This is a genomic window from Mucilaginibacter arboris (assembly GCF_009754915.1).
GTDB lineage: Bacteria > Bacteroidota > Bacteroidia > Sphingobacteriales > Sphingobacteriaceae > Mucilaginibacter_A > Mucilaginibacter_A arboris.
Genome location: NZ_WPIK01000018.1, coordinates 13,602 through 28,830, shown reverse-complemented (window position 1 = coordinate 28,830; position 15,229 = coordinate 13,602). Strand labels below are relative to the sequence as shown.

Annotated in this window: 12 protein-coding genes, 1 pseudogene and 1 riboswitch; of the genes and pseudogenes, 9 read left to right on the top strand and 4 right to left on the bottom strand. The window is 37.5% G+C overall.

Annotated elements, in window-relative coordinates; all coding sequences use genetic code 11:
• Positions 1-35 precede the first annotated feature (35 nt).
• The 9 genes from GO621_RS16430 to GO621_RS16390 all read left to right on the top strand — a co-directional run bounded on the left by GO621_RS16430 (position 36) and on the right by GO621_RS16390 (position 13,444).
• On the top strand, positions 36-581 hold the full coding sequence (locus GO621_RS16430; RefSeq protein ID WP_394350191.1) for a DUF4276 family protein: 546 nt from the start codon (positions 36-38) through the stop codon (positions 579-581).
• A gap of 66 nt (positions 582-647) precedes the next feature.
• Complete coding sequence (folB, locus tag GO621_RS16425; protein WP_157569025.1) at positions 648-1,007, top strand: dihydroneopterin aldolase; 360 nt, start codon at positions 648-650, stop codon at positions 1,005-1,007.
• Complete coding sequence (locus GO621_RS16420) at positions 1,004-2,401, top strand: FAD-binding oxidoreductase (RefSeq protein ID WP_157569023.1); 1,398 nt, start codon at positions 1,004-1,006, stop codon at positions 2,399-2,401. The genes folB and GO621_RS16420 overlap by 4 nt, the downstream gene beginning before the upstream one ends.
• A gap of 40 nt (positions 2,402-2,441) precedes the next feature.
• Positions 2,442-2,972, top strand: a complete 531-nt coding sequence (locus tag GO621_RS16415) for an O-acetyl-ADP-ribose deacetylase (protein WP_198170290.1) — start codon at positions 2,442-2,444, stop codon at positions 2,970-2,972.
• Between the two features lie 845 nt (positions 2,973-3,817).
• Complete coding sequence (locus tag GO621_RS16410) at positions 3,818-5,167, top strand: TolC family protein (protein ID WP_157569021.1); 1,350 nt, start codon at positions 3,818-3,820, stop codon at positions 5,165-5,167.
• A 14-nt stretch (positions 5,168-5,181) separates the two neighbouring features.
• A complete protein-coding gene (locus tag GO621_RS16405) occupies positions 5,182-6,318 on the top strand; it encodes an efflux RND transporter periplasmic adaptor subunit (protein ID WP_157569019.1) in 1,137 nt (378 codons plus the stop codon).
• 28 nt (positions 6,319-6,346) lie between these two features.
• Positions 6,347-9,532, top strand: a complete 3,186-nt coding sequence (locus GO621_RS16400) for an efflux RND transporter permease subunit (RefSeq protein WP_157569017.1) — start codon at positions 6,347-6,349, stop codon at positions 9,530-9,532.
• Positions 9,533-9,697: 165 nt separating this feature from the next.
• On the top strand, positions 9,698-11,860 hold the full coding sequence (locus tag GO621_RS16395; RefSeq protein ID WP_157569015.1) for a gliding motility-associated C-terminal domain-containing protein: 2,163 nt from the start codon (positions 9,698-9,700) through the stop codon (positions 11,858-11,860).
• Positions 11,861-12,055: 195 nt separating this feature from the next.
• A riboswitch (Fluoride riboswitch) is annotated at positions 12,056-12,122 on the top strand.
• Between the two features lie 35 nt (positions 12,123-12,157).
• Positions 12,158-13,444, top strand: coding sequence for a voltage-gated chloride channel family protein (locus tag GO621_RS16390; RefSeq protein WP_157569013.1), 1,287 nt, complete (start codon positions 12,158-12,160; stop codon positions 13,442-13,444).
• 24 nt (positions 13,445-13,468) lie between these two features.
• Here GO621_RS16390 and GO621_RS18930 read toward each other — a convergent pair whose 3' ends face one another.
• The 4 genes and pseudogenes from GO621_RS18930 to GO621_RS16375 form a co-directional block, all read right to left on the bottom strand.
• On the bottom strand, positions 13,469-13,624 hold the full coding sequence (locus GO621_RS18930; protein ID WP_198170289.1) for a hypothetical protein: 156 nt from the start codon (positions 13,622-13,624) through the stop codon (positions 13,469-13,471).
• Complete coding sequence (locus GO621_RS19440) at positions 13,588-13,749, bottom strand: HepT-like ribonuclease domain-containing protein (protein ID WP_394350190.1); 162 nt, start codon at positions 13,747-13,749, stop codon at positions 13,588-13,590. The genes GO621_RS18930 and GO621_RS19440 overlap by 37 nt, the downstream gene beginning before the upstream one ends.
• Before the next feature lie 73 nt (positions 13,750-13,822).
• A pseudogene (locus tag GO621_RS19435) lies at positions 13,823-14,008 on the bottom strand (nucleotidyltransferase family protein); the annotation flags it as partial.
• A gap of 155 nt (positions 14,009-14,163) precedes the next feature.
• Complete coding sequence (locus GO621_RS16375) at positions 14,164-15,183, bottom strand: endonuclease NucS domain-containing protein (protein ID WP_157569009.1); 1,020 nt, start codon at positions 15,181-15,183, stop codon at positions 14,164-14,166.
• Between the last annotated feature and the right edge of the window lie 46 nt (positions 15,184-15,229).

Below are 15,229 nucleotides of genomic sequence, written 5' to 3'. Positions count from 1 at the left end.
TACAAAATCCTGTAATTAGGAAAACCTGAGGAGGAATTGTTAATTGGCAAGCCTTAAAACATCAGATTGAAATGCATCTGATGCAAGATAAAACTGCTTTTGTAACTACACTAATCGATTATTATGGTTTGTACAGTTATCATCAATATCCGGATTGGGAAGAAGCAGAAAAATTAGTTGATAAAAACAGTAGAATGAAAAAGCTGGAAGATACCATGCTTCTGGATATTGAAGCTGGTTTACAAAAAAGATTTATACCCTATATTCAATTGCATGAGTTTGAAGCATTATTATTTAGTGAAATAGAAGTGTTTGATAACAGCTTTGAAAAACAAGAATTTCTGGATTATGATTATCTGGTGGAAACCATCAGCAAAAACAGTAATCCGGAAATGATTAACAATGGTTTAGAAACAGCACCATCTAAAAGGTTAGAAAAAATTATTAAGGGTTATTATTCTGATAAAGAAAATAATAAGGCATTTTATGGTTCAACGATAGCACATGATATTGGCCTGCAAAAAATAAGAAGTAAATGTCCGCGCTTTAATGATTGGATTGCAAGATTAGAAAATATTTAATGCTAATTAAAGTCAGCAGCAAAGTCATAAAATTAAAAATTCTATTAATTCCATAACTTTATCCGCATGATTAAAGTTGCCCTCCACGAAGTTAAATTCTTTGCTTACCACGGTTTTTATCCGGAAGAACAAATTTTGGGAAACCAATTTTTAGTAGATGCGGAAGTAGGGTTTAGAAGTGAAAGTATTGGAGATGATGAAATTGCCAACACCGTAAATTATGAAAAACTGCATTCTATTTTGGCGGATGAAATGAAAAAGCCAAGAAAATTGTTAGAAACGCTGGTACAGGAAATGATCGTAAAAATTCGTTCTGAGTTTCGATTTTTAGAAACAGTTAAAGTTGGTATTAAAAAACTAAATCCGCCATTGCCCGGCGAAGTAAAATATTCGCTTGTAGAAATTACCTGGATAAAAGAAGTATGAGTTTTAATTTAATTAACGAAGATATCCTGCAGCAAATCAAAGTTATTGCTGGCACTGATGCTGTTTTTACCGATCAAAATGATCTGGAAAATTACAGTCACGATGAAACGGAAGACTTGCATTTTTATCCGCAGGTAGTAGTAAAGCCGCAAACGCCGGAGCAGGTTTCTGAATTGTTGAAACTGGCTAATCAAAATCAAATTCCGGTTACGCCCCGCGGCGCAGGTACTGGTTTAAGTGGTGGTGCTTTACCGGTAAATGGTGGTTTGCTGCTGGCAATGGAAAAATTTAACCACATCCTGGAAATTGATGAAGATAACTTGCAGGCTACAGTAGAACCCGGTGTAATTACCGAAGTTTTTATGGATGCAGCGGCAGAGAAAGGGCTGCTTTATCCGGTTGATCCGGCCAGTAAAGGTTCTTGTTTTATTGGCGGAAATGTTTCGCACGGTTCCGGTGGACCAAGAGTTGTAAAATACGGAACAATACGGGAATATATTTTAAATCTGCAAGTGGTTTTGCCAACAGGAGAAATCATCTGGACGGGTGCTAATACTTTGAAATTTGCTTCCGGTTATAACCTTACGCAACTGATGATCGGTTCGGAAGGGACATTGGGTATCATCACTAAAATTGTAGTTAAATTAGTGCCAAAACCAACACAAGATATGCTGTTGCTGGCTTCTTTTCAAACGGATGAAGATGCCTGTTCTGCTGTTTCTGCAATTTTCCGTGCCGGTGTAATTCCTTCGGCATTAGAATTTATGGAACGGAAAGGGGTAGAGTGGGTAATGGAACATGATGCCATCAGCTTTGACCTAAAACCCGAAGTTTCTTCTTTTTTGTTGATTGAAGTAGATGGTAATAATCAGGATGTTTTATTTTCTGATTGTGAAAAGATCAACGAAGTTTTAGAACAGCATCATTGTACAGAGGTATTGTTTGCAGGTTCATCGGCACAAAAAGAAGAACTTTGGCGTTTACGCCGAACAATGGCTGTATCGGTCAAATCAAATTCAGTTTATAAAGAAGAAGATACGGTAGTCCCGCGTGCAGCTTTACCGCAACTGATGAAAGGTATTAAAGCAATTGGTGCAAAATATGGTTTTGAATCGGTTTGCTACGGACACGCGGGCGATGGCAATTTGCATGTAAACATCATCAAAGCAAATATGAGCGATGACGACTGGAACAATAATCTTAAAAACGGTATCCGCGAAATTTTTGAATTAACCATTTCTTTAGGCGGAACTTTATCTGGCGAACATGGAATTGGCTTGGTGCAGAAGGGTTACATGCCGCTTAAATTTTCTGAAATCCATTTAAACCTGATGCGCGGTATTAAAAAAGTTTTCGACCCAAACGGCATTTTAAATCCGGGCAAGATTTTTTAGTGCATAAAAACAGTATGCTGCTTTGGCTGCTTAATATATTATGCCAGATAAGCAAGACATGCAAGTTGTTCAGGGCGATATTACAAAAATTGCGGCAGATGCAATTATAAATGCCGCTAATTCATCGTTATTAGGCGGAGGAGGAGTTGATGGCGCAATCCATCGTGCTGGTGGTAAAACAATTCTGGAAGAGTGTAAAGCAATTGTAGCCAGGCTAGGCCGTTGCCCAACCGGTGAAGCTGTAATTACCACTGGTGGCAATCTTCCTGCAAAATATGTTATCCATACGGTTGGGCCTGTTTGGAATGGCGGCAAAAAACAGGAGGAAGAAAAATTAGCAGATTGTTACACCAATTCTTTAAAATTAGCAGCGGCACATCGGTTAACCAGCATTGCTTTTCCCAATATCAGTACGGGCGTTTATCGTTTTCCAAAAGAAAAAGCCTCACGTATTGCTGTACAAGCAGTTCGAAATTTCATGCAAGGCAGTAATGAAATTATGCAAGTAATTTTTGTTTGTTATGATGAGGAAAACTTTAATCTGATAAGAAAGTACCTGGATTATTTTTAGCAATGTACTTGTTTAAACTTTTCCCGATCAACAATCAATTAGTTAATGCTTCTTTTACCGGGTAAAAACTGGTGTTGCGTTTATTTAAACAGATCAAAAAAAACGATGTTCAAATTTTTAGCAATGTACTTGTTTAAACTTTTCCCGATCAACAATCAATTAATGCTTCTTTTACCGGGTAAAAACTGGTGTTGCATTTATTTAAACAGATCAAAAAGAACGATGTTCAAATTTTTAGGTGATAAAAGAAGCATCCGCCTAAAAAAAGAAAGCCAGAAAAAAAAGTTTAAACCACTTCTAAATCAAAAAAAACGATGCTTAAATTTTTAGGTGATAAAAGAAGCATCGGCCCAAAAAAGAAAACCAGGAAAAAAAGTTTAAACCATTTCTAAATCAAAAGAAACGATGGTCAAATTTTTTAGGTGATAAAAGAAGCATCGACCCAAAAAAGAAAACCAGGAAAAAAGTTTAAACCATTTCTAAATCAAAAGATACGGTGATCAAGTTTTTTAGGTGATAAAAGAAGTATCAGCCTAAAAAAGAAAACCAGAAAAAAGTTTAAACCATTTCTAAATCAAAAGAAACGATGCTTAAATTTTTAGGTGATAAAAGAAGCATTAGCCTAAAAAAAGAAAACCAGGAAAAAAGTTTAAACAACTTCAATAAAAATGCTATTTATACCACTATTTTCCTCAGCATAAATTTTTGTTTATGTAAAAATTAAATTACAAAAATTCTTAATGACCTGATTTTTAGCCTCCTACGGTAATATGTTAATCAAATGATTAACTTTTGTAAAACATATAGGTTATTTTGTAGATTAATATAAGCAACATCAAAATTCTATGTGTTTTAGTTACATTAAAATTTACTACGTTATATTCTTCCTGTTCTGTTGTCCGTTTTTTCTGCACGCACAAGCTTCCAGAGATTCCCTTCCACCCGTTGTTTCTTTACAGGAATGTATCCGTTATGCATTAAAAAACCAGCCGGTTTTAAAACAGGCAACACTTGATGAAGAAATTAATGAGCGGAACATCAGCATTGCTTTATCAGCGTGGCTCCCGCAAGTAGGCGCTACAGGCTCTTATCAGCATTATTTTCAACTTCCGTCGCAAACAGTTATTAATGGTGCAGGCGCGCCTATTATTACCCAGGTTGGTGTAAACAATACGTCGGCTATTGGTTTCTCCGGCAATCAAACAATTTATAATAATGATGTTTTATTAGCTTCCCGTACAGCAAGGTTTTCGCGGCAGTATTACAAGCAAAATACGTTAAGCAGCCAGATTAATGTTGTATCTGATGTTAGCAAAGCATTTTATAGTTTATTGCTTTCAGAAAAGCAACTGGAAATTATTAATGCCAATATTGTAAGGTTACGGCGGGCTTTAAAAGATGCTTACCAGCAATATCAGGCAGGGGTTGTAGATAAAATTGATTATAAGCAGGCAACTATTGCCTTAAACAATGAATTGGCATCGCATAAGCAAACACAGGAAACTGTTAAAGCAAATACGGCAACTTTAAAAGAATTAATGGGCAATGCAGATAACCGCCCCATCAATCCGGTTTATGATAGTATAGCTTTATCAAGGGAAATTGCTATCGATACCAATGTGGTTGCCAATGCAGGAAACAGGATAGAATATCAATTGCTGGAAACTACAAAATCTTTACAAAACCTAAACGTCAGTTATTATCGTTATGGTTATCTTCCTTCCGTTTCTGCCTTTGGTAACTATAATCTTTCTTATTTAAGCAATCAGTTTTCCACGCTATATAATCAAAGTTATCCTAATGCTTATGCAGGACTTACTTTAACTATCCCAATTTTTCAGGGAAACAGGCGGTTGCAAAATTTAAGAAGGGCGAAACTGGTAGTAGACCGTGCCGACCTTGATTTGGTTAACAGCCGGAATGTTATCAGTACAGAGGTAACGCAGGCTTTGGCCAGTTACAAAAGCAATTATGTAGAATTGACTACGCAGAAAGAAAATGTTGATCTGGCCAATGAAGTTTACAATGTGGTTTTTCTTCAATATAGAGAAGGTATTAAAACTTATCTGGATGTAATTGTGGCGCAGTCAGACCTTCGTACTTCCCAAATTAATTATAACAATGCTTTGTTTATGGTGCTTTCCAGTAAAGTAGATCTGCAAAGAGCGTTAGGTTCCCTTCCGGTTAATTATTAAATTTTAAACACAATATGAAATATAAATATATTCCTCTTATTCTTTTCATAAGTTCTGCAACCTGGGTGTCTTGTTCAAAATCTCAAAAAAAGAATACAGCCTTACCTCCAACACCGGTAAATGTACAGGCAGTTGAAAAAACGGATGCAACCTATTATGACCAGTTTCCGGGCACTGTGGTTGCCCTGAACAGTGTTGAACTTCGCTCACAAGTTACCGGTTTTATAACCGGTATTTATTTTAAGGAAGGAGAAGTGGTCCCGAAAGGAAAAGTTTTATATGAAATTGACCGAAGGCTTTATGAAGCCACTTACCAGCAGGCTAAGGCAAACTTAGCGAGTTCACAGGCTAGTCTTGTTCGTGCTCAAAAAGATGCTGATCGTTATACACAGTTGTTAAAACAAGATGCGGTTGCACGTCAAATTGTAGATAACGCTATAGCCACGTTAGAAACCAGCAGGAGCCAGGTGGCAGCTTCTGCCGCTGCTGTCAAATCCGCACAGGCAAATTTAAGTTATGCAATTATTAAAGCACCTTTTACCGGCCGTATTGGTATTTCACAGGTAAGGTTAGGCGCTCAAGTTACCCCCGGCAGTACCTTGTTAAACACTATTTCCTCAGAAAACCCTATTGCGGTTGATTTTGTGGTAGATGAAAGCAATATAGACCGATTTGTTAAACTGCAAAACAAAGCCCTAAAGCAAGATTCAACTTTTAAATTACAGCTATCAGATGGACAAGCGTATAATCATCCTGGAAAAATAGCAGTTATTGACAGGGGGGTAAATAATCAAACTGGAACAATGAGGGTAAGAATTCGGTTTCCAAACCCTCAAAACGAATTGGTTGATGGAATGAGCTGTGTATTGAATGTTTTAAATACTGCTTCCGGAAACCAATTAGTTATCCCATATAAAGCAGTGGTTGAGCAGATGGGTGAATTCTTTGTTTTTGTGGCGCAAGATACAATTGCCAAACAGCACAAGATAAAAATAGGCCCCAAGGTAAAAAGCAATGTAGTTGTTTTAGGTGGCATAAAAGAAGGCGATCAAATCATTACAGAAGGTTTACAGAAGCTTCGTGATGGCGGACATATTACTTTAGGTGCCCCAAAACAAGCACCGCAAAGTCAGCAACAAGCAGGAAAATAATTTTTTAAGACATAAGGAAAGCATCAATATGATTGCAGAAACTTTTATACGCAGGCCGGTTACCGCTATCGTTATCTCATTGGTTATCGTAATAGTTGGTTTATTGGCCATGAGTTCTTTATCTATCGGGCAATATCCCGAAATTACACCGCCTACCGTAAATATTACCAGTACTTATACCGGAGCAGACGCCCAAACAGTTGAGCAAACCGTAGCGACACCTGTGGAAGTGCAGGTTAACGGAACACCGGGCATGACTTATCTGACCAGCAACAGTACCAGTAACGGACAAATGAGCATGACTGCAAATTTTGAAGTCGGTACTAATATTGACATTGCTACCTTAGACGTGCAAAACAGGGTAAGTATTGCTACACCTACTTTGCCGCAGGAAGTGCAGCGTTTAGGCATTACCGTACGTAAAAGAAACCCGAGCATCCTGATGCTGGTTGCTTTGTATTCTCCAAAAGGAACGCATAACGTTACTTTTTTAGATAATTATACCAATATCTATGTTAAAGATGCATTAGGCAGGACTAAGGGCGTAGGTGATATTTTTACCCGTGCGGATGATTTTAGTATGCGTGTCTGGCTTAAACCGGATAAATTAGCGGAACTGCGTATTACACCGGCACAGGTTACAGCAGCTTTACAGGAGCAGAATGTACAGGTAGCAGCCGGAACAGTAGGTGCGCCTCCGCAGAAAAATTCTCAAGTATTTGAATATACCGTATTTGTAAAAGGCCGATTGGTTGAACCTGAAGAATTTGGAAAAGTAATCGTTAAAACCGATCCGACAACAGGTTCAATCACTTATTTAAAAGATGTTGCCCGTATTGAACTTGGTAAATTTAACTATACCGGTAATTCGTTTGTTGACGGTAAAAGGGCATCATACCTGTTAGTTTATCAGGCACCCGGAAGTAATGCGCTTTCTACAGCAGAAGGTGTTTATAACATGATGGACCAGTTGAAAAAGCAGTTTCCTGCCGATGTTGATTATGTTGTACCATTTGAATCTGTAACCGTTGTACAAGTATCAGTTCACGAAGTAGTTGAAACACTTGTTATTGCATTACTCCTGGTAATTGTTGTTGTGTACTTGTTTCTGCAAAGCTGGCGTGCAACTTTAATTCCGGTGCTGGCTATCCCGGTATCCATTATTGGTACATTTATATTTTTCATTCCGCTCGGGTTTACTATTAACACCTTAACCTTATTTGGCTTTGTATTAGCGATAGGTATTGTGGTGGATGATGCCATTGTAGTGGTAGAGGCTGTACAGCATTATATGGACGAGCAGGGCATGTCGCCGAAAGATGCTACTATGCATGCCATGAGTGATATCTCTGCTCCGGTAATTGCTATTGCTTTAATTTTGGCAGCGGTATTTGTTCCGGTTGGCTTTATTCCGGGTATTGTAGGCCGATTGTATCAGCAGTTTGCTATTACGATTGCCATATCCGTACTAATCTCTGCTTTTGTGGCTTTATCTTTAACACCTGCGTTATGTACACTAATTTTAAAGCCTACAGAAAAAGATAAAGAAGGAAAAAAACCGCACTCTTTATTAGATCGATTTTTCGCCTGGTTTAATAGCAGGTTTGAAAAGATCACCAATAAATACCGTAACGGTGTAGACAAAGGTATTCATCACGCTAAATTCATAGTCATAATATTGGTTTGCATAATTGTCGGAACCATTCTGTTGTTTAAAAATAAACCTTCTGGTTTTATTCCTACGGAAGATGAAGGAAGGCTTTACATCACTTTTGATTTGCCTGAAGCCTCTTCAACAACAAGGGCAGTCACTGTGTTAAAGCAAATGATGGGGATTCTGGACAGCATTCCCGGCGTAGGGCATTATGCGGCGCTTGGAGGATTGAACGCGGTTACTTTTGCCAATAAATCAAACAGCGGTACTATTTTTTGTTCGCTGAAGCCTTGGGACCAGCGGAAAGACAAATCGCTGCAGTTGCAGGCAATGATCGGTACGATACAAAAAAAATTATCGGTGATAAAAGAAGCAAGTATCGTTGTTATTCCGCCGCCGGCTATTCCGGGATTGGGTAATACGGCCGGTTTCTCCTTTATTATCGAACAAAGAGAGCCCAGTACAGATATTAAAGGTTTTGAAAATGTTATCCAGAATTTTGTAGCAGCAGCTAACAAACGGCCGGAAATTTCAAGGGCATTTACCTTTTTTACAGCTCGTACACCAAGTTATCAGTTAGAGGTTGACCGTGAAAAAGCTAAAAAATTAGGTGTACTGGTGTCTGATGTTTTCAGTGCTTTAGGAACTTACCTCGGAAGTACTTATGTAAATGATTTTACCATTTATGGCCGCAACTTCCGCGTATTAGAACAGGCTGATTCTTCTTATCGTACCGACATTAAAAATTTGGGACAATATTATGTAAGAAACCAGGCCGGTACCATGGTGCCTTTAAGTACGCTTACTTCTTATAAAGTTATAGAAAGTGCGCCGCTTATTTCTCACTATAATTTGTTTAGGTCATCAGAAATTGATGGTGGCCAGGCGCCGGGTTATAGTAGCGGCGATGCTTTAAATGCCTTAAAAGAAGTAGCGGCACAAACGTTGCCTCAGGGTTACGGCTATGAGTTCTCGGGTTTAAGCCGGGAAGAGCTGGCATCTGGTTCTAAAACAATTTACATTTTTGGTTTATCCATCATGTTTGTGTTTTTGTTCCTGGCTGCATTATACGAAAGTTGGTCTGTTCCTTTCTCTGTGCTTTTGGCTGTACCGATCGGTGCGTTTGGTGCGATCCTGTTTTTAACCTTTGTGCCACATATTGATAATAATATTTATGCCCAGATCGGATTGATAACGCTGATTGGCCTGGCAGCCAAAAATGCTATTCTGATTGTAGAGTTTGCCAAAGAAAGGGTGGATAAAGGAATGGACGTAGAAAAATCAACACTAGAAGCAGTAAGGCTTCGTTTACGGCCAATTGTAATGACGTCTATGGCTTTTATGCTGGGTGTTTTACCGCTGGTGTTTGCATCAGGTGCAGGTGCACAATCAAGGCAAACCATTGGTTTTACGGTTTTGGGAGGAATGCTTGCTGCAACATTACTAGCAATTTTTATTGTTCCTGTACTATATGTAATCATCACCAAGTTTGCTTATGGCAAAAAGAAGCTGGAAGAAATGAAAGCCAATTACAAACCTGATGCCGAGGGGCAACACTGATAGTTAATGATTTTAAGTGCATAAAAGGAGTATCAGAAATGGTGCTCCTTTTATCATTTATAAAAATAAATTTAGTTTCATTTTCCAGTAAATACTGTTAGATTTATCAGTACACTTAACCTATTTAAGACTAGCCTCCTTTAGCGCAATATACCTCTTATATAAATGAAATTTTATAGTGCTTTTATAGGGTGTTTAATTTTGTTTTTGACTAATCATGTGTTTGGTCAGGCTTCTCAATGTCCGCAAAATATTGGTTTTGAAACTGGAGACCTGCAAAACTGGCAATGTTATATTGGTAATATTGACAGAGCAGGTAATATTACAGTTAATCCTTCTTCACCTGTTCCCGGAAGGCATACTGTGTTGAAATATCAGAACAACCAACTCGATCCTTACGGACAATTTCCGGTTACCTGCCCAAATGGAAGTTTGTATTCGTTAAAATTAGGTAATGATCAAACAGGTGCCCAGGCAGAAAGAGTAAGTTATACGTTTACCGTTCCCAATAATCAGGCAAACTATAGTATTATTTACAACTATGCTGTTGTATTTCAAAACCCAAATCATGCAAGTTATGAGCAACCTAAATTTACTGCCCGTGTTTTTGATGTTGCATCTAATCAATATGTAAATTGTGGTTCTTTTGAATTTGTTGCATCTTCCGGCTTGCCAGGATTTCAGCAATCCAGTTTTGGAAACGGCGTTGTTTACAAACCTTGGGCGCCTATTACAATCAATTTATTCGGATACTCAGGCAAAACTTTACGCCTTGAATTTACTACCAATGATTGTACTCTCGGCGGCCATTTTGGTTATGCTTATGTAGATGTGAACGAAAATTGTGCATCGCCCATTACAGGTAATACTTATTGTGCCGGTAATTCCTTTTTAAAAATGAGTGCGCCGGCCGGTTTCAAAGAATATTACTGGTACAATGACGATTTTTCTAAAGTGCTGGGCACAAGCAATACTTTAACTATTTCGCCTGCACCGCCAGATCAAACACATTATGCTTTAAGGATTGTCCCTTTTCCGGGTTTAGGCTGTGAAGATACTTTATATACCACCGTAAATGCATCTCCGGATATTTTAACACTTAACGTGCAGGATTCTATTTCGGGATGCGAATCAGGCGTTAGTTTGAAAGGGAAGGATATAACTGCCGGAAGCAGTTCAAACTTAACCTATTCCTATTTTACAGATCCTGATGCACAAAATTACGTCCCGGATGCAGAACATGTAATTGTCAGTGGTACTTATTATATCCAGGCTGTTAATGCAGCAGGCTGTTCTGATATTAAACCCATCAAAGTCATCCTAAATAAAGCACCTTCTATCCTCATCACTAATCCCGGTCCGGTTTGTGCGCCGGATAAAGTTGATCTTACCCAAAGTAAAATTACTGCCGGAAGCAATTCTGCATTAACTTATACTTATTGGAAGGATAAAAATGCAACTGTACCTTTAACATCTCCGCAAGCGATAGATTCGGCAGGAACGTATTATATTAAAGGCGTAAATACAATAGGTTGCTCTACGGTTGTACCGGTAAACGTGGTTATCGGGCAAAAACCAGTGTTAGTTGTAAACAATGTTTCAAGCTGTGCAGTCCTTAGCTTAACTTCGGCTTCTGTAACAACAGGAAGCGATCCTAATTTAACTTATTCTTATTGGACAGACGCGGCTGCAACTAACCCTTTACCTTCGCCAGATCAAATTACAACAAGCGGTACTTATTATATTAAAGCTGCCAATGCTGCAGGCTGTTCTTCCATTTCCCCTGTAGTGGCGCAAATATTTCCACTTCCTGCGTTTAAAATTACCAATCCTTTGCCTGTTGTTTTCCCGGCTACAGTAGATTTAACAGTTACCTACACCGGCAGCAATAACTTAACTTATACCTATTGGAAAGACACTGCAGCAAAGATGGCTGTAGATAATCCGGATGCAGTTCAAAAAAGCGGTATTTATTATATTAAAGCTGCAACTGCTGCCGGGTGTACACTTATTTTGCCTGTTTCGGTAATAATTAATCCACCTCCGGTAGTTAAAATTATTGCACCGAATGTGTTCACGCCTAATGGAGATGGTACAAATGATTTTTTTAAATTCAGTTTTGAAGGTGTTTTGCAATTGAATTATCTGAAAATTTACAACCGGTACGGGCAACAGGTTTTTGAAACCAAACAGCTTACCGATTATTGGGACGGTACTTTTAACGGAAGCAAAGCACCGGTAGGCGCGTATTACTGGGTTTTGGAAGGGTCGGACAGCTACCGGAAAGAAAGGGTTGTAAAATCAGGCTCTATTACTTTGATCAGGTAAAAATTAGTTTAGGTTGAAACAGGTAGCAAGCGGTAAATTCCTTCTGAAAATGGCAATGCTTCTTTTATGCCTGTAAAATTGGCATTGTATTTTAATGGATAAGCCAAACAAAAAAGTAAGGTTTTTGCCTGATAAAAGAAGCATCAAAAAAATCTGATAAAATTAATTTTAAAAACTTTCTTTTATATTTGTGCAAATCAAACAGGAAATGGTGTCTTCCTGAACACAACCGCCAATAGTGGCTGATGGCGCCTGCAAACAATGCTTCTTTTATGGGGCAAAAATTGATATGCAGGCATGTTTACGTTTAAAAAAATTACTTCTCCGTATTTTATCTTTCGCCATTTATTAAAATGGACTTTGTGGATTGTACCCTTAGCTGTTGTCATCGGTTCTGTAATTGCGCTATTTTTATGGCTGTTAGATTGGGCAACAAAATTTCGTTTCCTGCATCCCTGGATACTGTTTTTACTGCCATTTTCTGGCGTGCTCATTTATTTTTTGTATAAATTATCAGGAAAAAATGCTTCTGCCGGAAACAACCTCATTATAGATGAAATACACGAACCAGGCGGAGGCGTGCCTTTGCGTATGGCACCGTTGGTATTACTTACCACCATCATTACCCATTTATTTGGCGGTTCAGCCGGAAGGGAAGGCACAGCCGTACAAATTGGCGGAAGCTTTGCCGGGTTATTAGCCAAAAAAGCAAAATTTAACGAAGAAGACATCAGCGTAATTTTAACCGCCGGAATTGCAGCCGGTTTTGGTGCCGTATTTGGTACGCCTTTAACCGGTGCTGTTTTTGCCATGGAAGTTTTGGCAATCGGTCAGGTAAAATACAATGCTTTGCTGCCTTGTTTAATGGCCAGTATTATTGCAGATGTAACTTGTGCAGCCTGGGGAATTCATCATACGCAATACCGGATTGCTAATTTGCCGGAAGCGCATAAAATTCCTTTTTTTAAGGTTGATATTTTATTAATTATCAAAGTAATTATAGCCGGAATTGCATTCGGGTTGGCCAGCAGGTTATTTGCAACGCTTACAGAACAGGTAAAGCATTTAGGTTTTAAGCTGATAAAAACAGCATGGCTGGTTCCGGTTGCGGGCGGCATTCTCATTATTGCGCTCACTTATTTATTAGGAACAAGAGATTATCTCGGTATTGGAATTGTATCAGATCATCCAAACGGTGTTTCCTTAGTTGCCGCTTTTCATGCCGGAGGCGCAACCAACTGGAGCTGGTTCTGGAAAATATTGTTCACAGCCGTTACCTTGGGCACTGGTTTTAAAGGCGGAGAAGTAACACCTTTGTTTTTTATCGGCGCAACTTTAGGCAACATTATAGCAGTTCTTTTTGGTGTCCCGGTTGATCTGCTGGCTGGTTTAGGTTTTATTGCCGTTTTTGCCGGCGCAACCAACACACCTTTAGCCTGCACTTTAATGGGCGTGGAGCTTTTTGGGGGCGGAAACTTGTTGTATTATGCCATTGCTTGTTTTACGGCGTATTATTTTAGTGGGAAAAGTGGAATTTATTCTTCGCAGCGTAAAGCGGTTTTTAAGGCGGGAGTGGAGGCTTGAGCTGAATCATAAGCAGTACGTTTGCTATAAACCTTTATCCTTTTCTGTTTTTATAATTTTTATTATTTCATTATGAAATTTTGGAATGATTTCTTCGATTACGCCCAAGATACCATAAAGATTAACACCAATATAGTCATAAATTAATTTGTCTCTCTCATACAAGCTATCTTTTTCCATTCAATTTCCGGATATTTTAATCTAAATTCCTGATCTAATTGTTTGGTTGCTTTACCAATAATTTCCAGGTTTCTAATTACAGCATTTTGTATAAGTGATTTGTTTAGAAATTCATCTTTATCAATACCAGAAGTGTAATCCTGAATTTTATCAATACATCTAAAATATGGTTTATATAAATAATTGGATTTTTCCTCATTATTTCAGAACACCAGGTTGTAATAAAGTTAAATCTTTTTCTACATATTCTTTAAGCCGTGGATTTAAAGATTTTAAAGTGATTAAATCCACTTGGATGCCAAGTATTTCTGTTAGCTCTTGTTCCAAACCAATGATTTCTAAAAGGTTTAATTCTTGTTCAAAATCAATTAAAATATCTAAATCGCTGTTTTGATTGTTTTATCCACGTGCATAAGAACCAAAAATGCCAATTAGTTTAGGATTGAATTTTGATGCAATATCAATGATTTGGTTTTGTTTTTTTGAAGAAATCATATTTAAAACTTAATCAGTTTTTATTCTTATATAAACTTTCATAATTAATTTATTACCTCACTTTGCACTTTATTAGTTTTTAATTTTTGAAGCACTTCTTTTACTAATTCTAAATATCTTTCCCCAATTTTAAAATTGTCCTTTTCCCAATCATTATTAGGAAAGTCATAACTTATAATTTGTCTCAAATAATCATTTCTTTTAAGACCAAGTTGTACAGATATTAGCGATAAATAATAACCAGCCAAGCTTTCATCTGCAGCTGCTCCCAATTTAACAAATTCTTTTCTCATTTGTACGCGTGATACCATACCTTTGGTTATTAGCGTTGGAAGAAAAAAATCACGCATTCTTTGACGAGAAATATTTGGTTTTGATAAATAAAACATAAGTTGATTTTTTAAAGTTTCTATGTCATAATTCCCTTGTTCATTTGACATCTCAATAGTGAACTTCTTTTTGTTTGATTTTTCTCTTTCAACTTCTTCTGGAATAATAACTGTACGTGAAAGAAGTTCATCACCGCTTGATGTTATTACATAATTTAGAATAATTGCATTAATACCTAAATTATAATTTGTAGAAAGCCATTCAAGCATTCTACTTAAAGGTTCTTCAACTGCAAATCCAACTAAAATTAATCTTTGAGATTGATTTATTGCTAAATCCTCAATCTGTTTTATGGGAAACTTTCCAGTAAAATAGTCTATTAGAGATTGGCCTGAAAACTTATCACAAATTTCATTTAAGCGATTAACATCCCAAGAAGCAGCATCAGAAGCATAATCAATAGCTTGTGCTAATACTTCTCTCGCTAATTTGTCTCTTTTAAGTTCTATAATTACAATGTTTCCATTCTCGTCAATTCCTAAGAAATCTAATGGTCCGGATTTTGTTTGAACCTGTTCGCCAATTATTGCAATATCAGAGCCAAGAATTTCTGGATTACTTTTGATCCATACTTCTAAATGCTCACGCTCTTTCCTATTGTTTTCTGTTAAGCTTGTTTTTACATGTGTTAATGTACCGTTTACTATTTGCCAAGTTTTAATTTCAGTAGCCATATTATCATTAATGGAGGTTTATATCTTCCTTTCGCCCTTCACACTT

Excerpts from the sequence above, each read along its gene's own strand:
- folB (WP_157569025.1), top strand. The coding sequence starts at position 648 with ATGATTAAAGTTGCCCTCCACGAAGTTAAATTCTTTGCTTACCACGGT.
- GO621_RS16420 (WP_157569023.1), top strand. The coding sequence starts at position 1,004 with ATGAGTTTTAATTTAATTAACGAAGATATCCTGCAGCAAATCAAAGTT.
- GO621_RS16415 (WP_198170290.1), top strand. The coding sequence starts at position 2,442 with ATGCCAGATAAGCAAGACATGCAAGTTGTTCAGGGCGATATTACAAAA.
- GO621_RS16410 (WP_157569021.1), top strand. The coding sequence starts at position 3,818 with ATGTGTTTTAGTTACATTAAAATTTACTACGTTATATTCTTCCTGTTC.
- GO621_RS16405 (WP_157569019.1), top strand. The coding sequence starts at position 5,182 with ATGAAATATAAATATATTCCTCTTATTCTTTTCATAAGTTCTGCAACC.
- GO621_RS16400 (WP_157569017.1), top strand. The coding sequence starts at position 6,347 with ATGATTGCAGAAACTTTTATACGCAGGCCGGTTACCGCTATCGTTATC.
- GO621_RS16395 (WP_157569015.1), top strand. The coding sequence starts at position 9,698 with ATGAAATTTTATAGTGCTTTTATAGGGTGTTTAATTTTGTTTTTGACT.
- GO621_RS16390 (WP_157569013.1), top strand. The coding sequence starts at position 12,158 with ATGTTTACGTTTAAAAAAATTACTTCTCCGTATTTTATCTTTCGCCAT.
- GO621_RS18930 (WP_198170289.1), bottom strand. The coding sequence starts at position 13,624 with ATGGAAAAAGATAGCTTGTATGAGAGAGACAAATTAATTTATGACTAT.
- GO621_RS16375 (WP_157569009.1), bottom strand. The coding sequence starts at position 15,183 with ATGGCTACTGAAATTAAAACTTGGCAAATAGTAAACGGTACATTAACA.